We start from the raw sequence: 21,301 nt of genomic DNA, 5'->3' as shown, positions 1-21,301 counted from the left end.
GGCGGGACAATCGACGTTGAATATCGTTGGGCGCAGTGATACCATTATGCAATTGGCGGGAAGCGAGGCGCAGATGGCAGGAGCTCCGCCGAAGGCCGCGGTGCGCGGCCGGCCGAGCTACGTGTGGAGGGCTGGGCAGGAGCGCCGGCTGGCGCTCATCCGCCGGCATGTCGCTCTGGAGAACGCCCGCATCCTCGACGTCGGGTGCGGAATCGGGGCCTACGTACGGCGGCTGCGCGAGCTATCGCCGGAGGTGTACGGCATCGACGTAGAGATCGAACACGTAAGACGTGGTTCAGCGTCCCTTCCGAACCTCGTCCTCGCCGCCGCCGAGCGTATGCCCTTCCGAAATGACACCTTCGACGCCGTCCTCCTGAACGAGGTCATCGAACACGTCTCCAGCGACGCGGCGACACTGCGCGAGGCGACGCGCGTCGCCCGGCCGGGGGGCAAGATCGTCGTCTACGCTCCCAACCGCCTCTACCCGTTCGAGACGCACGGCGTCTTCATCGGCAAACGGTACATCTTCGGCAACATACCGTTTGTCAACTACCTGCCGGACTTTCTGCGGCGCCGTCTCGCCCCGCACGTCCGCGCATACACCAGGGGCAACCTGCGATCGCTCACCCATGCGCTCGACGTGTCGTGGGTAACGCACACAATCGTCTACCCCGGATTCGACAACATCGCTGCCCGCAGTAGACTGTTGGGTGGCGCGCTGAGGGCGATACTATATCGCCTGGAAAACACGTGGCTGAGGGCTTTCGGCCTCTCCCACCTCCTCATCCTCGAGAAGGCCGGAGGGAGGACGACCAACAATGGCTAGACTCTTCAACCGCCGCCGCCGCTGGCGCAGCCGCAACGGGAAGGACAGGAAAAGGCTCAACTTCTGGGTCCTCCTTCCGCTCATCCTTTTGGGGCTGTTCGCCATCGGCTCGGCGGCCGTCGCCACCGCCGGTTTCATCATCTACCGCGTCTACGCAAACGACCTCCTCCCGATGGAGGAGATGCTCGCGAAGCAGTCGTCGGGCGGCGCGAGGATATACGACCGCAACGGCCGTCTGCTCTATGAGTTCGTCGACGACCTCGCGGGGCTGCGGCGTCCGGTGCCGCTTTCGGAGGTCTCCCCCTACCTCATCGACGCCACGATCGCCACGGAGGACTCCAGCTTCTACTCCAACCCCGGCGTCAACATCAAGGGTCTGCTACGCGCCGCCTACGAGAACTTCTTCCCCGGCCAGCTCGGTTTCCTCCAGGGTACCGGTGGCAGCTCGATCACGCAGCAACTCGTCAAGAACATCTACATCTCCGAGGAAGACCGGCAGAAACGCTCTATCTCCCGCAAGCTGAAGGAGACCGTATACGCGCTGGAGCTGACAAACCGCTACTCGAAAGACCAGATACTCGAGTGGTACCTCAACCAGATATCGTATGGAAGCGTCTACAACGGCGTGGAAGCGGCCGCCGAGGGCTACTTCGGCAAGAAGGCGAAAGACCTTACGCTCGCTGAGGCTGCGCTCCTCGCCGGCATACCGGCCTGCCCGAGCTGCTACAACCCGCTGGAAAACCCCGAGGCGGCGGTCGCGCGGCGCACCCAGGTCCTGCTGCTCATGGTGGAGAAAGGGAAGATCACGCCCGAAGAGGGCTGGATAGCCGTGAACACGCCGCTTGAGGTCGTCCCCCGCTGGTTCGACATCGACGCACCCCACTGGGTGCTGTCGTACATACAGCCGGAGCTGGAGGCCAGGTTCGGCCACCAGGCGGTCTACCGCGGAGGACTGGAAGTCACGACAACTCTCGACCTCGACCTCCAGAAGAAAGCGGAAGGAATACTCGAGGAATGGATTACGACGTTCGAGAGCTCCGGCGGCCACAACGGCGCCCTGGTGGCGATGGACCCCCGCACGGGCGAAATACTGGTCTACGTGGGCAGCCGCGACTACTTCCGCGACGACATCCTGGGCCGCAACGATATGGCGCAGGCTCTCAACTCACCGGGCTCTGCGCTCAAGCCGTTTACCTACATAACCTCGTTCATGAAGCTGGGATGGGGCCCCGGCACCCTCATACTCGATACTCCCATCAGTTGGACGGAGGCCGACGGCTCCGTGTTCACGCCTCGCAACCCCAGCGGCGACTTCAAGGGACCGATCAGCATCCGCAACGCGCTCGGGAACTCGTTGAACGTCCCCGCCTTCAAGACGATCCTCGCCACGGGCGTCGAAGATGTGGTGGCGACCGCCAGGAAGATGGGCCTGACCGAGCTTGAAGGACATTACGGGCCGTCTCTGACCATCGGCGGCGTCGACGTTAAGCTGGTGGACATGGTGTACGGCTATTCCGTGTTCGCGAACAACGGCGTGATGCGCGGCGTGGCGACGGCGCTCGACCTGCCGGAAGGGAGCAGGCAGATCGATCCGGTCTCGATCCTGAAGGTCGTGGACGCCTCGGGAGAGGTGCTGTTCGACATCAATCAGGAGCGGGTGGACGTGCCGGTAGTGCCGCCGGAATACGCGTACTTGATAACCGACATACTCTCCGACCCGCAGGCCCAGTGCGCGACGTTCGGCTGCGGCGGACTCAGTATCCCCGGACGCCAGGCCGCCATCAAGACCGGAACAAGCGAGCCCTACGAAAACAGCCGCGCTATCGGCGACACCTGGGCCATGGGGTACACGCCGGAACTGGTAGTCGGTGTCTGGGCCGGCAACGCCGACAACTCGCCCATGTGGAACATCAGCAGCACCTCGATCTCGTGGCGGAGCCTGCGCGACTTTATGGTAGCCGCCCTCGAGGGACAGCCCGCGTCTACTTTCCAGAAGCCCGAAGGCGTGGTGAAGGCAAAGGTCTGCTTCCCCTCCGGCAAACTGCCCAGCGAGCACTGCGGCAAGGTCATCGAGGACCTTTTCGTCGCCAGCAGCCTGCCGAAGGAAAAGGACGACTGGTGGCGCCCCGTCAAGATCGATATCCGCAACGGACTGCTGGCAGGGGAGACTACTCCGCCGCAGTTCATACAGGAACGGGTGTTCCTCGTCATCCCGGATAATCTTCCCGAAGGCCAGAGACAGTGGGCCCTCGAATGGGCAAAGGAGCTGGGCGCCGCGTCGCCGCCGAGGGAGATCAGTACCCCCGACAAAATCCCCATCGCCATTATGTCGCCCGCAGAAGGGGCGGAGCTCTCAGGCACGGTAACGATAACGGGACGGGCGGTCTCGGGCGAATTCGAATGGTACCGTCTCGAATTCGGACAGGGCGCCGCCCCGTCATCGTGGACGGTAATCCACGAGTCGAACACTCCCCTCTCAGACACGACACTGGGAGCATGGGACACGAGCGGCCTCGCGCCCGATACCTACGTTCTCAGGCTGGTGGTCAAGGACAGGGCGCGGGGCGAGCTTATCACGATGGTCACGGTCAAAGTCGTCGCCGAGGAGGAGAAGCCTACGCCCACTCCGCGCTCGGTGACGACCCGATCGACGGCGACACCGACACCGACGCCTGTAGCCATCACGACGCCGGGGCCCGGAAGGCACTAACGAGGAGAACTGGCCAAACAAAGTGAGCACGCCTCCGGAGCCGCCTCCCGACAGACAGCGACACGATGACATGGAGCGACGCGGCGTCTACCGCGTGCCGCGTCGCCAGGAACCGCTGAGGCCCGACCTCCAGCTCTACGAAGTGCGGCGCGGCACCAAGCCGGGTTCACGCTACGTCCGCATCACCCCCAGCTCCCAGCAGCCGCTGAAGCGCATGGCGCCTGCATACCTCCAGGCTACCGCCGTCCTCCTGCGGCCGCGGACCCTTCCCGGCCAGATCTGGTCCGGACTGCGACGGGTCCTCATCGGCTCGCCGCTGGCGACGTCGCAGGCCATCCACGAGCGGCTGGACAAGGTGCGGGCGCTCGCCATCTTTTCGTCCGACGCCCTCTCCTCCAGCGCATACGCCACAGAAGAGATCCTGCTCGTCCTCATTCTTGCGGGCAGCGGCGCCCTCAACGCTTCTCTGCCCATCGCGGCGGCTATCACCGCCTTGCTGATCACCGTCGCCTTCTCCTACCGCCAGACGGTCCGTGCGTACCCCGGCGGCGGAGGCTCGTACACCGTCGCCAAAGAGAACCTGGGGGTGCTCCCGGGGCTGGTGGCGGCGTCAGCGCTGATGGTGGACTACGTGCTGACGGTGGCTGTCAGCGTATCCGCCGGTGTGGCGGCAATCACGTCTGCAGCGCCGGCTCTCTACGACGAGCGGGTCCTGCTCGCTGTCCTCCTGGTGTCGATCATCGTCCTCGGCAATCTGCGCGGCGTCCGTGAGTCGGGGAACATATTCTCAATCCCCACCTACCTGTTCATAGTCAGCTTCGGCGCGATGCTGGTGACCGGGTTTATCAGGTATGCCCTGGGGGCGGAAGCGGAACCATTGGCAGCAGAGACGGCAGAGACGACCACGGGCACTCTCACGGTTTTCCTTGTCCTTCGCGCCTTTTCGTCCGGTTCGGCCGCGCTAACGGGCATAGAGGCCATGGCCAACGGTGTTCCCGCGTTCAAGCCTCCGGAATCGAAAAACGCGGCCACGACGCTCGTATGGATGGCGGCGATCCTGGCGACATTCTTCCTCGGCCTCACGGCGCTCGCCAACCTGTTCGATATTGTCCCTGTTGAGCAGCCGACGGTGGTCTCGCAAATAGGGAAGACCGCGTTCGGCGAGACGCCCCCGTACTACGTTTTGCAGGTCGCGACGATGCTCATCCTGCTGATGGCGACAAACGGGGCGTTTGCCGGATTCCCCCGTCTGGCCTCGGTGATGGCGATGGACAGGTTTCTGCCCTACCACATGACCTTCCGCGGCGACCGGCTGGCCTTCTCGACTGGAATCTTTCTTCTGGGACTGCTCGCCGGCAGCCTGCTCGTCATATACCAGGCCGAGACCCACCGGCTCATACCGCTCTACGCCGTCGGCGTGTTCATATGCTTTAGCCTGTCACAGACAGGCATGGTGAGACACTGGCTGCGTTCGGATGACCGTGGCCGAAAACGAAGCATGATCATCAACGGCATCGGCGCCGCGGCGACCGCGACCGTAGCGGTGATTATCGCGGCGAGCAAGTTCACGCAGGGAGCATGGATGGTGCTCGTGGCCATACCCATCCTGGTGCTCTTGTTCCAGCGGATCCACCACCACTACACACGGGTGAGCGAGCAACTGGCGGTGCGCGACACGGACCTGCGGGAGATAGAGGCGCCCGTGGGCAACGGCCGCGGTCAGACGGTGATCGTCCCCGTCGACGGCGTGAACCGCGCCGTCCTCCGCACTGTCGACTACGCTCGCTCCCTTTCCGACGACGTGACGGCGGTCCACGTGACCGACGACCTGCAGGCGGCCGAGCAACTGCGGGCCGAATGGGAGGAGAAGATCCCCGACGTGCCGATAGTGATCGTCGAGTCGCCTTACCGCGCCCTCGTGGCGCCCTTCCTCGCGTACATCGACGCCGTCGACCGCGCCAACCCAAACGCGCGGATCACCGTCGTTCTTCCGGAGTTCGTGCCCGTCCACGTCTGGCAGGGGCTCCTTCACAATCAACCGGCGCTGCGCTTGAAGCGCGCCCTCCTCGCCCGGCCCAACACGGCGGTGGTCGACGTCCTGTACCACTTGCGCTAAATTAGAGGTGGCGCCCGACAGAGAAATCGCGTGCCGCCAGCCCGGCCGGCGGACGGGGACAAACAACCCGCCCGGCGAAGTATCGTCCGCTATCGGGCCCGGGTCGGGCACAGAGGCCCGACCCCGCCGGAGACAATGAAGACGCCGCGCTTCGCCTGCGCGCAAGGGGGCCGAGACTCATGAGAATCATCCTCTATACGGGCAAAGGAGGCGTCGGCAAGACCAGCGTCGCGGCGGCGACCGCCCTTCGCGCGGCGCAGCTCGGCTACAGGACGCTCGCGCTCAGCACCGACGCCGCCCACAGCCTCGGCGACTCGTTCGACAGGCCGATCGGCGCCGGCATCGTCCCCATCGCCGACAACCTGTGGGGGCAGGAGCTCGATGTTTTTCGCGAGACCGAGGCCCACTGGGGGACGCTGGAGAACTACATCAAGATCGTCATGGCCTGGCGCGGCGTCGATGAAGTGCTGGCGGAAGAGATGGCTATCCTCCCCGGCATGGAGGAACTGGCGGGCCTCATCCAACTCACGAACTACTACCACGAGAATGAATACGACATCATCATCGTCGACTGCGCGCCCACCGCCGAGACGCTGCGCCTCCTCAGCTTCCCCGACGTCACGCGCTGGTGGCTGCACCGCATCTTTCCGATACAGCGCACCGCCGCCCGCATCGCCCGGCCCGTGCTGAAGCGCGTCACCGACCTGCCTCTCCCCGAGGACGAGGTCTTCGACGCCGTGAAGAACCTCTTCGACAAGCTCGATGACATGCGGGAGGTGCTCAGCGACGGCAATACCTGCTCCGTGCGTCTCGTCCTCAACCCCGAAAAGATGGTGATAAAGGAGACGCAGCGCACCTACACCTACCTCAACCTCTACGGCTACCGCACCGACCTCGTGGTCTGCAACCGCCTCATACCGCAGGAGGTGGTCGACGATTACTTTTCTGAGTGGAAGGACGCGCAGGAGCAGTACTACGGGCTGGTGGAGGAGGCGTTCAGCCCGTTGCCCATACTGAGGGCGCCGCTGATGGAGCAGGAGGTCGTGGGCATGAAGATGCTCGCCCGCTTCGCGGAAGCCCTCTACGGGGATGACGACCCGACGCCGATTCAGTTCAAGGGCCGGGCACAGGACATCTCGCAAGAGGACGGCGATTTCGTGCTCCGGCTCAAGCTTCCCTTCGCTGAGAAGGAGAACATCCGGCTGACTCGCGTGGCCGATGAGCTCATCGTGCACGTGGGGACGCAAAAGCGAAACATCATCCTGCCGCGGGCCCTGCTGGCGCTGGAAAATACGAGTGCTAAACTTGAGGGAGATGAGCTTATCATCCGTTTCTTGCGGCCGGAAGACTAGCGGCCCCAGGAGGTCCGATATGGCTGAAAAGGTGTTTGAGTGCGAGCTGACTGAGGACGAGGAGATTGTCCTGCGCATCAGGAAGCCGGGCATGCGCATGTTTTCGCCGGAGGTGCGCGGCCACCTGCTGAGCGCGCGCAAGGAGATGCTGATGGCGATGCGCAATCTCATCGACGCCGCGCTCGCGGGCCTGACGGAAAAGGAAGAGAAGGAGCAGAAAGCGCGCCGGACAGAGATCAGGGTGGAGTAGCAGCCGCCTCGCACTCCTCCAAGAGCCTGTCCAGGTCCCCTTCGCTTGTCACCTGCGATACCGACCTGACGAATTCCCTCAGCGAAGGGGCGCACTCCCGTAGCCTCTCGACCTTGGGGCCGATGGGACTGCTGGAAGCGGGCGAGGTGCCGTAGAGCCCGTGAAAGGCGAAGTAGGCCTGGTTTATTCTCCGAACGTAGTACCCGTTCTCGGCCAGGTAGAGGCGCTTTTCCTCCATCAGCGCTTCCGCCTCGTCCACCCTTCCTTCGGCGAGCAGACGGTCGACGTCCAGGCGTAGCTGGCGCATCACCTGAAATGTTTCTCCGTCGCTGTCTTCGGCGGGCGGCGCCGTCTCCAGCTGGGCGGCGGACTGCGGAAGAGGCCCGTTCGCGAGGACAAGCCGTCCGATCTCCTCCCCCGCGATGTCGGCCACGGTCTCGTTTATCGTCCTTACCGCCGTCCCGCCGAAGTACCGGGCGCCCAGCGGCTGAAAGAAAAGGTACTGGTGGAGCCATTCGTGGGCGGCCAGCTCCAGGGTGCGGGCGTAGTCGTCCATCGGCGGGATGACGCTGGGATAGGTGGCGACGCCACCGCTGCTCACCGCCAGCGCCGAAGTGTCCGGGCCCTCGGACGCCTCTTCCAGCTCCAGCACCTCTTCGAGCGTCAGATCGATGTTGAGGAGCCGGGCACTCTCCAGGCGGATTTCCCTCCTCGGTGACTTCACCAGCACCCACGGGGGGCTGTCGAACTCGATGTCGACCGGCGGAAAGACCCAGCGGACGTTGGAGAAGAGGGGCAGCGAGCGCTGGAGCCCGAGGCGCACGATCTCGTCGCTTAGCCGCCGCTCGATCGCCGCTTCGACCTCATTCTCCAAACGGTCTCTCTCCCGGCGGCGTTTTTCCAGTTCCGCGAGCAGCGCTTCGTTTTCGGGCGCGCCGGGATTGTCCCGGGGGAGCCGGACCAGCCCCGCCTCCAGTTCCTCCACCTGCTTCTGCAAACGGATGTAATCGTCGATTGCCGCGTTCTCCTCCTCGACATTGGGGCCTTCCCTTCCCACGCTGCCCAGGGCGTGCAGCCACTTGTTGGTGACATGCCGCACCTCCCAACCGGCGAGGTCGTAATCGTCGGGCGAGAGGGGCAGGCCGAGGAGGACGACAAAGCGCCAGCTTGCGAGCAGCGAGAAGAACACGATGAGGGCGACGGCGATGAGGGAGGGCGCCTGGGGAACGCGTCTGAGCATGGAGAGCAGGGCAGTCATTTAGAGCGTAACCGATAAAAGCAGTCTAGCACAGGGTTTGTCACCCGACAACACCGCCTCGCCGCGTCGTGGCCATCGATGAGCGCGGCGGGCCGCACGCTCCCCGCCGTCGGCTTTCCCGAGCGGCGACCTTATGTCGAGTCGATTATGACCACTGTCCTTCTTTGAGCCGCCTTCGCCGGGCGTGATATAATCAGCGCGCGGAGACATGAGAATATGACAGCACCGGTTCCCCGCTACGCCGGACTGGAAGCGAGAGTAGTCGCCTTTCTGTTCGACACGATAATCCTGCTGGCTTTCTCGTCCGTCTTCCTCACGGCCTCGCTCTTCCAGCTCCTCCTGCGCAGCGACTTCGGCGAGGTGGACCCGCCCGATTCGGCCTTCTACACTTCTCTCGGCATGATAGTGGCGGTTGTCCCCTTCTGGTTCGCTTTCAACCTGTGGCTGCTGATGTGGAAGGGGCAGAGCGTGGGCAAGTACATCGTGGGGATACGAGTGGCGGGCGCCAACGGCAGCGGGCTGACGCTCGGGCAGGCGGCGGCCCGAATCCTCCTGCTTGACCCTCTCCTGTTCCACCCGTTGCTGGCGGTGCCGTGGGCCCTCCTGGCGATATTCGCGACTTCGCTCACCCTAAACGTCGTCGTCCTCGTCGTGACCGTCAGCCTGGCGCTGCTTTCGCTGCTCTCGCCGCTCATCGCCCTCGGCGCAATGGCCTTCGACGAGCAGCGACGGGGCCTGCACGACCGTATTGCGGGCACGCTTGTAGTGCGGATGGCTTGAGGCGCCGGAGGGAGGCGAATGGGCGCGAGCGCCGGCGACAACACGATAACCACCGAGCCCCCGGCCGCGTCCTTCACGGTCAGCGTCTCGCGCGGCTTCTGGCGCACTCTCTTCACGTGGGGGAGCGGCGTGATCCTCGTGGCGGTGATGGGCGCGCTCCTCCTCTCGGTGAACATACTTCAGATAACGTCGCCCGAACCCGCCTCTGAGACTTTGCACCGCGCGCTTGCCAGCCTGACGGAGATCGACGCCCTGCTGGTGGAGAGCGAGGACGACCTCAGGGCAGCCGCCGAGGAGTCGCCGGAGGAAGAGCTGAGGCTCGCGCACTATCCGATAGACGTGCCGCTTTCGGGCGAGGAGGTGCAGCGGCTCTCCACCGGAGAGCTGCGCGAGGTGATCTTGTCGCGCTCGGCCGACAGGTTCTACGAACGGGGTCTTGCCGCGTTCGAGGAGCGGGAGGCTGCGTCGGGGGACATATCGCTGCTGTCGGCGCCGGGTGCGGTGAGGTATACGGTGGGGCTGGTCACAGAGGACACGTACGAGATCGCGCGCGTGGTGACGGCGGCCCTGCTGGGCGCGACGCTCGTGCTCACGCTGGTCCTCGTGCTCCTCAGTCGCGGGTACGGAAGGCTCACGGCGCTGGGCGTCATACTGATGGCGGCCGCGCTGCCCTACCTCCTGCTGGCCGTGGGTGTGCGGTTCGCGCTGAAGCTGGCGTCGGAGAGCGAGGGCGATTACCTCACGGCGCAGCTATATTCCCTAGGGAAGGACGTTATCTGGCTCCCGATACACACGGGGATCGGCTTCGTGCTCCTCGGCGTCGTGTTCGCGACGCTGGGCGTGGCGGCCGGCTGGCTCCACGGCCGTCGGAACGAGTCGCGCCTGCGGGAGGCGCCGGAAGTGGCGCGCTAGCACTATCCGTCCTCGATCTGCCCTTCGCCGGTCGCGCCCCAAAGCGACGCCCGCATCACTCCTTCAGGAAGTCGCTCATGATCTGCCCCAGCTCGTCGCGGTGGAGCATGAAGTGCAGCCCGTTGGGCGCGACGACGAGGCGCGAGTCGGGGATGAGGCTGTGCAGCAACTCCGCCGATTCGAGGGGGTGAATTTCGTCGTCCGGGTGGGCGACTAGCAGCGTGGGCGCCGCAATCCGCGCGAAGTCTTCCCCCGATAGCGCCGGCCCGTGCACGACACCACGGATGGCGGGCACGATCGCCTCTTCTTTCAGCGAAAGGAGCCAGTTGCGGATCCACTCGAAGACGGGGGGCGCCGCCTCTTTGACGTCGCACCAGGGCTTGAGCCGCAGCGCAATGTCGACGGCTTCCCGGAGGCCCAGTCCTTCGACGAGCAGCGCCAGGCCGCCAAACAGCGCCGCCCCGTACGACGACTCTCGCTGCCCGATCGGCGGCGGTGATTGCAGTACCAGCTTTCGCACCATCTCCGGGTGCCTCAGCGCGAACACTATCGCCGCTCCCCCTCCCATCGAGCTGCCGCTGAGGTGCGCGCTCTCCAGCCCGAGATGGAGGAAGAGGCCGTGGAGGTCCTCGGCGAGGGTGTCCCACATGTAGTCGCGGACGGCGGTAGTGTAGCCGGACTCGCCGTGGCCGCGAGAATCGTAGCGTATGATGGTGAACTCACCGAAAAGCGAGGGCGGCACCTCGCCGAGCAGTTCCGCCATCGCGATGCTGCTGAGCAGGCCGTGCGCGAAGACGATCGGCGGCCCTTCGCCCTGCACTTCGTAGTGCATATCGAACCCGTTTATCTTCGCAAACGGCATGTCGTCCGGGGCGCTCCTTCCGACTTTGCTGCCACCGCCGCGAGTCGCAGTCAAAGAGACGCTGACAGTCTATATCGTCGGAGCGAAGAGCGGAACCATTCAGGCCGCGCCAAGGGTCGCCCGCCTTGACACCTTCGAAGAGGCGCACCTACACTGGCGCAACCACGGGCCAAAGACAAGGGGAGGCAGCCATGGACTTCGAGCTGGACGAAGAGCAGCGCATGCTCGTCAACACGCTGCGGGAGCTGGGCAAGCGCGAGAACCTGCGGACGCTGGCGGCGGAGGTCGACAGGACGGGGGAGTTGCCGAGGCATCTCGTGGAGACGTACGCGGACCTGGGCCTGCTGGGGATGACCCTGTCACCCCAGTACGGCGGCGGCGGACGGCCGGGGATCAACGCCATCCTTGCCATCGAGGAGCTGGCGAAGTTCAGTCCGGTAATAGCGACGCCCGTGTTCGAGTCGAATATCGGGCCGGTAAAGGTTATCGATAGCTTCGGCAGCGATGCGCAGAAGCGGGCCATTATTCCCGGCGTGTGCAGTGGTGAGTTTAGCGTGTCGGTCGCCATGACCGAGCCGGAGGCGGGCTCGGATTTGACGTCGCTCTCGACGCGGGTGGTGGAAGACGGCGACAGCCTGGTGTTGAACGGGCGCAAGACTTTCATCTCCGGCGGCGGCGAGTCGAGCCACTACCTCGTGTACTGCCGGTTTGGGAACGAGCCGGGCGCGCGCGGTATCGGAGCGGTCATCGTCGAAAAGGGCATGCCCGGGTTCGCGTTCGGGGAGCAGGAGCAGTTCATGGGGCTCCGCGGCATGCCCTCGTGCGACCTCATCTTCGACGACGTGCGGGTGCCGAGAGGCAACGTGGTGCTGGAAGCGGGCCGCTTCCGCGAGCTGATGACGACATTCGACCTGGAGCGCTGCGGCAACGCGGCGATGTGTCTCGGCGTCGCGGGCGGCGCGCTCGAGGAGGCGCGGGCATACGCGCTGGAGCGGAAGGCGTTCGGCCGGCCGATCTGCGAGTTCCAGGACGTGCAGTTCATGGTCGTGAACATGGCGATGAAGTTGGACGCCGCCCGTCTGCTGGTCTATCGCGCGGCGTGCGGGGCGGGCCGCGAGTTCCCCTCGATCCTCGAGTCGGTCATGGGCAAGTGCTACGCGAACGAGATGGCGGCCGAGGTGACGAGCACAGCGATGCAGGTGCTCGGCGGGTACGGGTACAGCAAACAGTTCCCGGTGGAGAGGATGCACCGCGATGCGCTGGCGTGGCGGGTCGCCGGGGGCACCGTCCAGATGCTGCGGATCACGATGGCGAGCGCGCTCTTCGGCCGTCGCTTCAGCCAGCGGCCACAGAGCTAGCGACGGCCGCTGCCGCGTTGCGGAGAGCACGGAAGAACTCGTCGAGACGCGTCAGCGATGGCGCAAAGAAGTCGAGGCGTCGCGGTTCCTGAGGTGGCTGCGCGACGGGTGACCCGGAGCCTATCCGTCGTCACTCTTCGCGCCGGTGGGCTTTGTGCCGGGCTGCCGCGTGACCCCGTTGACAGTCGCGGGTGTCGTTCATACAATGAGATTCGAGCGGGAATAGCTCAGTTGGCAGAGCATCTGCTTCCCAAGCAGAGGGTCGCGGGTTCGAGTCCCGTTTCCCGCTCCACATGCTAAAATGCCGGGAGAGGCCTCGAGTCCGCAGAGGCCAACGTACGGCCCCCAGGTGTAGCTACTTGACGGCCGGGGCCTCTTCCCCAACTACCCCCTTGACGCTAAGCTTTGCCCCCGCTACCCTCGGCTCAGCTACACCACGAAAGGGGGGCCGAAATGCCCGCTCAGCAGTCTCCACACACCCGCCAGCCGCACCACCTCGACCGCAAACCACCCCTCGACGCGCCCGCCCGCCCCCGCCCGCTTCACGCGCACGCGCGCGGTCTGGATCTTGAGAGAGAGAGTGAGGATCATCCCTCTCTCTCTCAACAACGGGCCCGGGAGGGGATCTCTCAACAAAGGGGGGAGGGGAGGGGCGCGCCCCCGCACGCGCGCGCGATCCCCCTCTCGCCCGACGAACTCGAATTCGTCGACTACCTCCGAACAATGTTCGGCTTCGCGGGCGCCGAGGCCTTCGTCGCCCAGTACGGACAGCACACAATCCAGCGCGCCGTCCGCGACTACTACGAAGGCGACCGCCGCGCAATCCGCAACCCTGCCGGCTTCATCCGATGGCTCGTAGAACAGCGCCACCGCCCGAAACCCTGACCACAGAGGCAGCCGTCAACGCCTTCATCGCCTCCTGCAGGGCCCGCAACCTCGCGCCCAAGACCCTGCAGGCCTACCTCTGGGCCCTCCGTCCCCTCAAAAACGCCTCCCACGCGCTCCCTAGCGCCCCTGAGCCCCTCGAAAACGCGCTCGCCGCACTCCCACTATCCCCCGAAAGCCGCCACGACGTGTTTCGCGTCTGGCGCACGTTTTTTCGCTGGGCCTCGGCACGCCTCGGCGTCCCGAACCCCGCCCTCGAGCTCGCGCCGCCCCGGCGCCGCCAGCTACTCCCCCGCGCCCTATCCGACGACCAGGTCGACCACCTGCTCGCCACCGCAGCAGCGCGCACCGGCCCCGCAGCCCGCCGCGACCGCGCCCTGCTGCTGCTCCTACTCGACACCGGCCTCCGAATCGGCGAGGTCGCCACCCTCTCCCGCGCCCACCTCGGCCCCGCTACCCTCGTCACCGGCAAAACCGGAATGCGCGAAATCCCCGTCAGCCCGCAGGTCCTCGCCGCCCTCGTCGGCCTCGGAGACGCAACCACCCTCTGGGCCGGGCGCAAAGGCCCCCTCACCCCCTCAGGCGTCTCCCAAGCCGTCCGCCGGTCCCTCAAGCGCGCGGGGATCCCCGGCGGCCCCCACCTCCTACGCCACACCTTCGCCCGCCTCTACATCACCGCCGGGGGCGACGTGTTCTCCCTCCAACGAATCCTCGGCCACCGCCAGATCGACACCACGAAGCGATACGTCGACATGGACCTACGCGACGTCCGCGCCCAGCACGCCCGCTTCAGCCCCATCGCCCGAAGGCCCGCAGCCGCCCAGGGCCGCCTGCTACAATGACGACATGCTCAAGGTCAAACACGGCCGTCTCACCGACGTACTCGTCGACCGCGACAACGGCGCCCTCACCGTCATCGTCAAGCTCAACCGCCCCGACCTCCCCGCGCAACGCCACCCCGACCGCTACCTCGCCGACAACCCCCGCGGCTTCATACTCACCCTCTACTCCACCGGCGCCGCCGTGCTCGTCGACGACGACACACCCCCCGAAATCACCCGCGCAGCCCGCAAGGCCGCCTCCTGACGGCCCGGGAGCCGCCCGCGCGGCCCGCTCTCGCGGCCCGCTTCCACGCCACACCGCACGGCGCGCCTGCCGTCGTTCGTCGTCGTCAAAGCGGTATCGCGCTTGCCCGCCCACCCGCCGCGCGCTCTTTGGCTGATCCGCTCGCGCCCACGTCGCCGTCCGGCTCGCGGGCGCTTCGCGGGTCCCGCCTGCGGCGGGCTCCCCTCGAAGCCAGCAGCCACCCCGTGCTACAATCCGGCGGGCGGTGCGGCCCTCCGGCGGCCCGAAAGTATCGGTGCCCCACGGATGCCCCCGGGCCATGTTCGAAACGACCAGCTAGCTCGACCAGCGGGCCGCCCTCGTGCTCGCAGCCGCCCGCCGTCGCGGCAGGAAGTGGGCGCGGCGGTTAGGTATGCCGTCGCCGCCGACGGTCGACGGCGGCGACGGCGACCGCGATCGTCGCCACCACCACGCCGTCAAGGGTCTCCGAGGCCTCCGGCCCGCGCTCACGCGCGCCCTTGACGGCGCCCGCCCCGCCCAAACAATCAAACGCCAGATTCAGAAACACCCCCCAAAAATGCGCGGAGGAAGACGATCAGGCGCGGGCGCGCCCCGAGGAAACCTCAACGCCCTTAAGCACGGGCGCCGTAGCCAGCAGCTCCAGCGCCTGTTCTATCGCGCCCTCAACTCCCCCGACGCCGACCGCGCCCTGCAGAACCTCCACCGCGCCGTCACCCTCATCAAGGCCGGCGTCATCACCCGCGGGATCCCCGCCAAGCCCCGCAAGCCCGGGAGGCCCTCGAAGGCCGACCGCCGCCCCCTCTCCTACGTCGAGCGCTCCGTTCGCGCCGCTAGGTCCCGAGGCCCTCACGACCGCCTCGCCCGCGCCCTCGAGCGCGCCGGATGAACCCGCAACAGTCACTGCTTCCCAAGCAGAGGGTCGCGGGTTCGAGTCCCGTTTCCCGCTCCACATGCGGTAGACGCAGTCAGGCCGGGGGTTCACCCGGCCTCTTGTATTGAAAGCTCTCCGACCCTCTGCTTTTCGAGCTACCGTTCCTCTTGCAGGCCCGGCGCTGGTAACAAGCCATCGATGCATGCGGCGCGCGATGCGGGAGCGTGGTCCCAGAACGTCGAATTGTGCAGAACGGGCTCCCGGCGGCACAGGGGGATTTGGCGCAGGTTGTTGCGGACGTACTTCTGCGATTGTACCAGGCCGCCACTGCGAGACAACCGCACCCAGCTGCCACCGACCCCACTCGCTCCGGACGCTCCGCCGCTGACCAAAGGCCACGCTTGGGTCGCTGTCTCGGCAGTTCTCTTCTTGAGCAGGAGGGGCAGAGGAACCAGCGACCGCAGGACACTCTCGGCCGAAACAAGCCGTAGCCGCCGCTCCTGGCAGACGGCGCATTCGCCGGTGTGTCGCGATGAGCTTGCGGGCTGAGGCTGAGATGCCCTCAACTCGGTATTCCTTGGTGAGGCGATGCAACTCTGCGCAGTAGCGGCGCCCCCGCCTAAACATCACCAGACTGGCGACGGCTTCCTCGAAGGCGTCCTTGAGCCGGCTGAGCATCGTGTAGGCGTTCCCTTTGCTCACGCCAAGAACAGCGGCAATCTCGGCGCTGTCGAGGCCCTGGCGGACGTGGAGGTCAAGCAGCGAATACTTGGATCGAGCGCTTTTGCGGCCTCCCGCGCGGGCGCCGCCATCTCCGTCGCTTCAGCTGCCTCCTCGGGATTCCCTAGCCCTTTCGTGTCCACAACATGGAAACCCTGGCGCCCCCTCGTCGCTCTCCTCCTCGACCAGGGGAACACTCCGCTTCTCTAGATCGATTTCGTTGACGGCGCGGTTGCGGGCGATGGTCAGCAACCAAGTGCAGAAGGCTGCTCGTCCCGCCCGTTCCTTCGACAAGGCTTTCATAGCTCGCATGAACGTCTCCTGAGTCAGGTCGGCCGCTCTGTCCTCGTCCCGGACCATGGGGAGCAGGAAGTCGTATACTCTCCCGCAGTGGCGCTCGTATAGCTCGCCGAACGCATCACGACTGCCACTCGCAGTGAAGCGTTCTAGTTCGTTATCGGTGAGGGACTGAATGGCGTGCTGCATTACTGCGCTCGTCTCGAGACGCTCATACGGGCTGCTCCTTCTGAAGTGGATCTGTTTCTGTCTCTGCCTGTTACACCAGGAAGGAGGAGATTTCTTACAGTTCCGATTGGCTGCCCGAGTCGCGGAGCGGTCAATGGCGGAGCACAGCGGAGATCCTTCGGCGGATCGAAGCTGTTGGAATGCTTTGCATCGGCGCAGGGGCAGGTGATGATGTGGGGGCGGACACAGGGTCGTCCGCCCCCACAAAGCCGGATGTTCAGCCCAGCGAGCAGGTCAGGGGCAACCCGCCAAATGAATCCCCCGCCTCGGCAGCACCCTGGATGCCGTCCAGGCCCTGATACCACATGCGGTTCCCGCCCGCCTGTAGGCCGCTGGCAGAGCCGTAGGTGATGCTGGCCACTCCAACATCAGCAGTGGCGCCCACATCCTCGCCGGGCACCCCCACCGCCAGATCGTCGTACCCATCGTTGTTGAAGTCGCCGGACACGGGTCCACGAGCTGCTTGCGGGTACGCAGTCGTTAACGATATTCCCGAACAGGCGGGCGGCTTCGGCATGGTGGTGGGTGACGGTTTGGGTGTGGGCGGCGGTGTCACCACAGGCGGCTTGTTCTGAGCGGTGACCCGTTGGCCCACCCGCAGCCCGTCCCGGATACCCAACGAAGTAGAAGACGGTGGGGCTGCCACCAACGTCCCTCTGAAAGTGGAGATGCGGTCCAAACGCAAGGCCGCGGAGGGTCGCGGGTCTGCCTGCCGGCAAGCGGGCCCGAGTCCCGTCGCCCGCTCCGTCTGGCTCGGGGCCTCACCACAGACACGCCGATCCCACCCATGGCCGCGGCGTTTAATCGTCTAGACGTCCGTCTAGGAAATCCGCTCCTCCGGCTGACCGTAAGTACCCTCTGATTTGAATCGCCGGTACGATGGCGCGGCGCTGCATGCGGTCTAGCATGGGTGCGATGAGAACGCAGCGCATCTTCATCCTGAGCCGCCACGTCCTGCTCGCCCGCGGCGTCGAGACCCTGCTGCGGGGGCAGCGCGGGCTGCGCGTCGTCGGCTCCGAGATCGATATCGAGGCGGGGATGGAGCGCATCGCTGCGCTGCGACCCGATGTCGTGATCCTGGCCAGCGAAATCAACGAACCGCAATCGCTGGCCACTGCGTCCGCCATCTTCGACTGCAACCCGGGCGGCGCGGTAGTCCGCCTCTGCCCAGCGGAGAACCTTCTTCATATTTACAGGGACAGCCAGATGAAGGTAGCGAAGGTGGAAGACCTGCTCCGCGCCCTTCGGGAGGCGGGCGCAGGCAAGCGCGGCGAGCTTTCGAGGGAGCGGCATGAGTGACCTCCTGACGCCGCTACGGATGCTCGCCTATGGCACGGCCGCTGCTGTCGGCCTGCAACTCGTGGGCCTGGGCATTTCCCGGCTGTCCGGCGTCGCTGTCCGCGTGAGCGGGCGGCTGCCGCGCCTCGGACGGAACGGGAGCCCGCGCATGCTGGTGCCCGGCCTGGCGTTCCTTTGCGCCGGTCTCGCCCTCGTGACGCAGGGGATAGTGGTGCTTGCCCAGGCTCTTGTCTAGGGCAAATGGAAGGGAGATGACGGTTGGAGGCGGCCCGTTTCATCGTATCGTACCTGTCCTGCTGGTCGGTGATGCTGGCGGGGGCATACCTTGCCGTGACGGGGATGGCGGGCCTGGTGCGCCGGCTCAGCCCCGAAAGCGAGGCCAGCACCGTCCGCGGCGTCCTCGCCTCCGGATGGCGGGTGTTGTCCGGGCTGCGCGACCTCTTCCTCCTCCTGCTCGGAGCGGTAGTGGCCGTCTCCGCCATGCTGCTGCTCTACGACGAGGTATTCGGCTAGAGGATGGATGGAAAAGTGTCTGTGGGAAAGCCGCTCGCGTACCTTCTCGGACTCATGGTCGCCTGCGCGGTGCTCGCGGGCATAGGCGTTGTCGTCTACGCCAGCAGGAGCCAGGTCGGCGAGCCGCCGAAGAGCGAGAGCGCCGTCGACCTCAGCGGCTGCCTCGGCTGCCACGGCAACGCCGACAACCCGCCGGTGAGCGAGAGCGACCCCGGCCGCCGCCTGTACGTGGACGAGGCGCCGCTCGCCTCCTCCGTGCATGAGGGGGTCGACTGCGCGAGCTGCCACTCCACCCACGACGAGGACGACGCCGGCCGCCGCATCGAGGGGCAGGCGGTGATCGAGCTTTGCGGCCGCTGCCACCGGCAAGAGCAGGCGCTCCAGGCGAGGAGCGTCCACTCCGACGCCCACGTCGCCACCTGCCTCGATTGCCACAATCCTGGCGGATCCGGCCATGCAATTCAGCCCGTCCTGTCGGCCCAGTCGCCCGTGTACCGAAAAAACGTGGCCGCCACCTGCGGAAAGTGCCACGCCGACGAGGCGCTGATGGCGCGGTACGGGCTGAAGACGGACGTGTTCGAGACCTACATGGGCAGCCCCCACGCCAAAGCGCTCCGCCTCTCGCGGGCCGACCTCTCCGCCCTTAGTCCCGCCACCTGCGCTACCTGTCACGGCAGCCATGACGCGAAGAGGGTGGACGACAGGACGTCGCCCGTGCGCAGCGCGGCGACCCTGGCGATCGTTTGCGCCCGCTGCCACTCCGACGCGAACGAGAGCTTCGCGCGCAGCCTCGCTTATCACCAGGAGCCTTCCGCCGACGAGTCGCCGCTTGTCTACTACGGCGAGCGCTTCTTCTTCATCCTCACCACATCGGTGGTCGGCCTGGGGCTGCTGATGGTCGGGCTCGAGGGGTTCGGCTGGCTGACGGGGCGCGGCGGCGGCGGCGACGGCCACGGCGATGGCGACGGACGAGGCCCCTCGTCCGGCGGGCCCGGCGTCGGCGGAGGTGCCGGCGGCCACCGGCATGTCGCGCTCTCAGGCGCATCCGGCGACCCGGCGGGAAATCGGCCCGCCGGGGCGCAAGGTCTCGATTCGGCCCATCCCTCGCAGGAAATCCTTCGCTTCGAGGTCCATCAGCGGGCGCAGCACTTCCTGATGATGGCCTGCTTCCTCGTCCTCGCCTTCACCGGCCTGCCGCAGAAGTTCTCCGAGTGGGGCGCGAGCCGCTGGCTCATCGACGCGTGGGGAGGGCTGGATAGCGCCCGCGCCATCCACCGTTTCGCCGGGCTGGTGATGCTGGCGGACTGCGTCTACCACCTGGGGTACGTCGCCTTCGGTTCGCTGGTGTTGAAGAAGCCGCTGCCCATCTGGATGATTCCCGCGCCCAAAGATATCGCCGATTTCTTCCAGGACCTGCAGTTCTGGTTCGGCCATTCGTCGGAGCGGCCGAAGTTCGGGCGCTTCAGCTACCGGGAAAAGTTCGACTATTGGGCGATCTTCTGGGGGATGCCGGTGATAGGCCTCTCCGGGCTGATGCTCATGTTCCCGACGATGGCCGCGCGCTTCCTTCCCGGCGACATGATCTCGGTGGCTTTCCTCGCCCACAGCGACGAGGCGGTGCTGGCCGTGCTGTGGATATTCGTTGTGCACTTCTTCTTCGTCCACTTCAACCCGCGTTTCTTCCCCCTGAACCGGTCGATCTTCACCGGCAAGATGCAGCGCCGCCTCTACGCCGAGGAGCACCCGCTGGAGCTGGCGGCCATCGATGAGGCGGCAAAGCGGCGGGCGGCTTCCTCCGGCGACCAGGCGGCCCGTGCCCGCGGAGCGGAAAGCGACGCTTTCGGGCCGGCGGGAGGCGGGTCATGAACAGACGGAAACGGGGCGCGCTCTCGCGGCTGCTGTTGGGCGCATGCGCTGCCGCCTCCCTTGGCCTGGTCTTCTTGCGCGCGGCCCCGGTCGCGCAGTCCGCGCCGCCGCCCTCGCCGCCGGCCCAGGACCCGAACGCGTCGTGCCTGCGCTGCCACCTGCGGCCTGAGATCGCGATGACGTTCCCCAACGGCGATGCTCTTTCACTCACGTTCAATGAAGAGGCCTATCGCAGCTCCGTCCACGGCGACAAGCTGAACTGCCTCGATTGCCACGAGCGGAACCGCCGCTACCCTCACCCGTTGCCGGAGGTCTCCGGGCGACGGGAGTACTCCCAGGCGCAGTACGAGCTGTGCAAGCGCTGCCACTTCAAGAACTACACGCTGACCCTCGATAGCGTGCACTTCGAGGCGCTTTCGAAGGGCTTCACCTACGCCCCGCTTTGCACCGACTGCCACACCGCCCACGCGGCCACGCCGATCCGCGAATCACGGACGCAGATCGCCCAGGCGTGCTCAAAATGTCACGAAGGCATTTACGAGGCGTACAGCTCCAGCATCCACGGCTCCGCTCTACGTGAGGAAAACCCCGACGTGCCCGTGTGCACAACCTGCCACGGCGTCCACAACATACCCAGCGCTACGACCGCCTCTTTCCGGCTCGATTCGCTCAATCTCTGCGCCGGCTGCCACGCCGACAAGGAGCTGATGGACAAATACGGTATCTCCTCCAACGTCCTCAAGACGTACCTCGACGATTTCCACGGCAAGACTGTCGGCTTTTACCAGAAGGAGGGGACGGACGTCTGGCCCGACCAGCCCGTGTGCAGCGACTGCCACGGCGTCCACGACATCAAGGCCGTGGACGATCCCGAGTCGCGCGTCATAAAGGAGAACCTGCTGACCACGTGTCGCAAGTGCCACCCGGATGCCACCGTCAACTTCCCTTCCGCGTGGCTGTCGCACTACGAGCCCAGCTTAGACAAGGCGACCCTGGTATACCTCGTCAAGACGTACTACCGCTTTCTCATTCCTTTCATGGTCGGCGGGCTGGTCCTGTATATCATGGTCGATCTGTGGCGGCTGGCCCGCAATCGATAGGGGGACGCCGAG

At 65.9% G+C, this 21,301-nt stretch carries 23 protein-coding genes and 1 tRNA gene; 18 read left to right on the top strand and 6 right to left on the bottom strand.

The window, feature by feature from the left end; genetic code table 11:
* Positions 1-73 precede the first annotated feature (73 nt).
* From QME71_04255 to QME71_04235, 5 genes are all read left to right on the top strand, one after another.
* Positions 74-826, top strand: a complete 753-nt coding sequence (locus tag QME71_04255) for a class I SAM-dependent methyltransferase (protein MDI6857512.1) — start codon at positions 74-76, stop codon at positions 824-826.
* Positions 819-3,536 (top strand): transglycosylase domain-containing protein, encoded by a 2,718-nt coding sequence (locus QME71_04250; protein MDI6857511.1) that lies wholly within the window; start codon positions 819-821, stop codon positions 3,534-3,536. Before QME71_04255 ends, QME71_04250 begins: the two co-directional genes overlap by 8 nt.
* A gap of 70 nt (positions 3,537-3,606) precedes the next feature.
* On the top strand, positions 3,607-5,652 hold the full coding sequence (locus QME71_04245; GenBank protein ID MDI6857510.1) for an APC family permease: 2,046 nt from the start codon (positions 3,607-3,609) through the stop codon (positions 5,650-5,652).
* A 179-nt stretch (positions 5,653-5,831) separates the two neighbouring features.
* On the top strand, positions 5,832-7,004 hold the full coding sequence (locus QME71_04240; protein ID MDI6857509.1) for an ArsA family ATPase: 1,173 nt from the start codon (positions 5,832-5,834) through the stop codon (positions 7,002-7,004).
* A 19-nt stretch (positions 7,005-7,023) separates the two neighbouring features.
* Entirely contained in the window at positions 7,024-7,254 is a 231-nt protein-coding gene (locus QME71_04235; protein ID MDI6857508.1) for a hypothetical protein, read from the top strand.
* On the opposite strand, the gene QME71_04230 is transcribed toward QME71_04235, so the two are convergent.
* Positions 7,241-8,494, bottom strand: coding sequence for a hypothetical protein (locus QME71_04230; protein MDI6857507.1), 1,254 nt, complete (start codon positions 8,492-8,494; stop codon positions 7,241-7,243). The genes QME71_04235 and QME71_04230 overlap by 14 nt on opposite strands.
* A gap of 234 nt (positions 8,495-8,728) precedes the next feature.
* Here QME71_04230 and QME71_04225 point away from each other — a divergent pair, with 234 nt between their 5' ends.
* On the top strand, positions 8,729-9,292 hold the full coding sequence (locus QME71_04225; protein MDI6857506.1) for an RDD family protein: 564 nt from the start codon (positions 8,729-8,731) through the stop codon (positions 9,290-9,292).
* Positions 9,293-9,310: 18 nt separating this feature from the next.
* The gene (locus tag QME71_04220; GenBank protein ID MDI6857505.1) at positions 9,311-10,204 is read left to right on the top strand and encodes a hypothetical protein; all 894 of its coding nucleotides are present in this window, start codon (positions 9,311-9,313) and stop codon (positions 10,202-10,204) included.
* A 55-nt stretch (positions 10,205-10,259) separates the two neighbouring features.
* Here the strand turns inward: QME71_04220 and QME71_04215 are convergent, their stop codons facing one another.
* Complete coding sequence (locus tag QME71_04215; GenBank protein ID MDI6857504.1) at positions 10,260-11,066, bottom strand: alpha/beta hydrolase; 807 nt, start codon at positions 11,064-11,066, stop codon at positions 10,260-10,262.
* Between the two features lie 191 nt (positions 11,067-11,257).
* Between QME71_04215 and QME71_04210 the strand changes: the two genes are divergently transcribed.
* Positions 11,258-12,424 carry an acyl-CoA dehydrogenase family protein gene (locus QME71_04210; protein ID MDI6857503.1) on the top strand — a complete coding sequence of 389 codons (1,167 nt, stop codon included), beginning with the start codon at positions 11,258-11,260 and terminating at the stop codon, positions 12,422-12,424.
* A gap of 216 nt (positions 12,425-12,640) precedes the next feature.
* Positions 12,641-12,716 (top strand) — tRNA-Gly (locus QME71_04205).
* Between the two features lie 137 nt (positions 12,717-12,853).
* Here the strand turns inward: QME71_04205 and QME71_04200 are convergent.
* Complete coding sequence (locus QME71_04200; GenBank protein ID MDI6857502.1) at positions 12,854-13,015, bottom strand: hypothetical protein; 162 nt, start codon at positions 13,013-13,015, stop codon at positions 12,854-12,856.
* Between the two features lie 132 nt (positions 13,016-13,147).
* On the opposite strand from QME71_04200, the gene QME71_04195 reads away from it, so the two are divergent.
* From QME71_04195 to QME71_04185, 3 genes are read left to right on the top strand one after another with little or no spacing between them, the layout of a single operon-like run.
* Positions 13,148-13,309, top strand: a complete 162-nt coding sequence (locus tag QME71_04195) for a hypothetical protein (GenBank protein MDI6857501.1) — start codon at positions 13,148-13,150, stop codon at positions 13,307-13,309.
* Positions 13,273-14,151, top strand: coding sequence for a tyrosine-type recombinase/integrase (locus tag QME71_04190; GenBank protein MDI6857500.1), 879 nt, complete (start codon positions 13,273-13,275; stop codon positions 14,149-14,151). The genes QME71_04195 and QME71_04190 overlap by 37 nt, the downstream gene beginning before the upstream one ends.
* Before the next feature lie 4 nt (positions 14,152-14,155).
* Positions 14,156-14,395 (top strand): hypothetical protein, encoded by a 240-nt coding sequence (locus QME71_04185; protein ID MDI6857499.1) that lies wholly within the window; start codon positions 14,156-14,158, stop codon positions 14,393-14,395.
* A gap of 385 nt (positions 14,396-14,780) precedes the next feature.
* On the opposite strand, the gene QME71_04180 is transcribed toward QME71_04185, so the two are convergent.
* Positions 14,781-14,942, bottom strand: a complete 162-nt coding sequence (locus tag QME71_04180; protein MDI6857498.1) for a hypothetical protein — start codon at positions 14,940-14,942, stop codon at positions 14,781-14,783.
* 9 nt (positions 14,943-14,951) lie between these two features.
* On the opposite strand from QME71_04180, the gene QME71_04175 reads away from it, so the two are divergent.
* Positions 14,952-15,281 (top strand): hypothetical protein, encoded by a 330-nt coding sequence (locus QME71_04175; GenBank protein ID MDI6857497.1) that lies wholly within the window; start codon positions 14,952-14,954, stop codon positions 15,279-15,281.
* Positions 15,282-16,088: 807 nt separating this feature from the next.
* Here the strand turns inward: QME71_04175 and QME71_04170 are convergent.
* Together QME71_04170 and QME71_04165 are read right to left on the bottom strand one after the other, a co-directional pair.
* Positions 16,089-16,472 carry a sigma factor gene (locus QME71_04170; protein MDI6857496.1) on the bottom strand — a complete coding sequence of 128 codons (384 nt, stop codon included), beginning with the start codon at positions 16,470-16,472 and terminating at the stop codon, positions 16,089-16,091.
* Positions 16,473-16,728: 256 nt separating this feature from the next.
* On the bottom strand, positions 16,729-16,959 hold the full coding sequence (locus tag QME71_04165; protein MDI6857495.1) for an FG-GAP repeat protein: 231 nt from the start codon (positions 16,957-16,959) through the stop codon (positions 16,729-16,731).
* Between the two features lie 458 nt (positions 16,960-17,417).
* On the opposite strand from QME71_04165, the gene QME71_04160 reads away from it, so the two are divergent.
* From QME71_04160 to QME71_04140, 5 genes are read left to right on the top strand one after another with little or no spacing between them, the layout of a single operon-like run.
* Positions 17,418-17,810: a hypothetical protein gene (locus QME71_04160; GenBank protein ID MDI6857494.1), complete on the top strand. Its 393-nt coding sequence runs from the start codon at positions 17,418-17,420 to the stop codon at positions 17,808-17,810.
* Entirely contained in the window at positions 17,803-18,045 is a 243-nt protein-coding gene (locus QME71_04155) for a hypothetical protein (GenBank protein ID MDI6857493.1), read from the top strand. The genes QME71_04160 and QME71_04155 overlap by 8 nt, the downstream gene beginning before the upstream one ends.
* 23 nt (positions 18,046-18,068) lie before the next feature.
* Entirely contained in the window at positions 18,069-18,323 is a 255-nt protein-coding gene (locus QME71_04150) for a hypothetical protein (GenBank protein ID MDI6857492.1), read from the top strand.
* Positions 18,324-18,344: 21 nt separating this feature from the next.
* Positions 18,345-20,189: a cytochrome c3 family protein gene (locus QME71_04145; GenBank protein ID MDI6857491.1), complete on the top strand. Its 1,845-nt coding sequence runs from the start codon at positions 18,345-18,347 to the stop codon at positions 20,187-20,189.
* A complete protein-coding gene (locus QME71_04140; protein MDI6857490.1) occupies positions 20,186-21,289 on the top strand; it encodes a cytochrome c3 family protein in 1,104 nt (367 codons plus the stop codon). The genes QME71_04145 and QME71_04140 overlap by 4 nt, the downstream gene beginning before the upstream one ends.
* The last annotated feature ends 12 nt before the right edge of the window (positions 21,290-21,301 follow it).

Source organism: Dehalococcoidia bacterium (genome assembly GCA_030018455.1).
In the GTDB taxonomy this organism is placed as follows: domain Bacteria; phylum Chloroflexota; class Dehalococcoidia; order DSTF01; family JALHUB01; genus JASEFU01.
The sequence above is the reverse complement of the archived record's forward strand: the minus strand, read 5'-3'. Positions and strand labels throughout refer to the sequence as shown.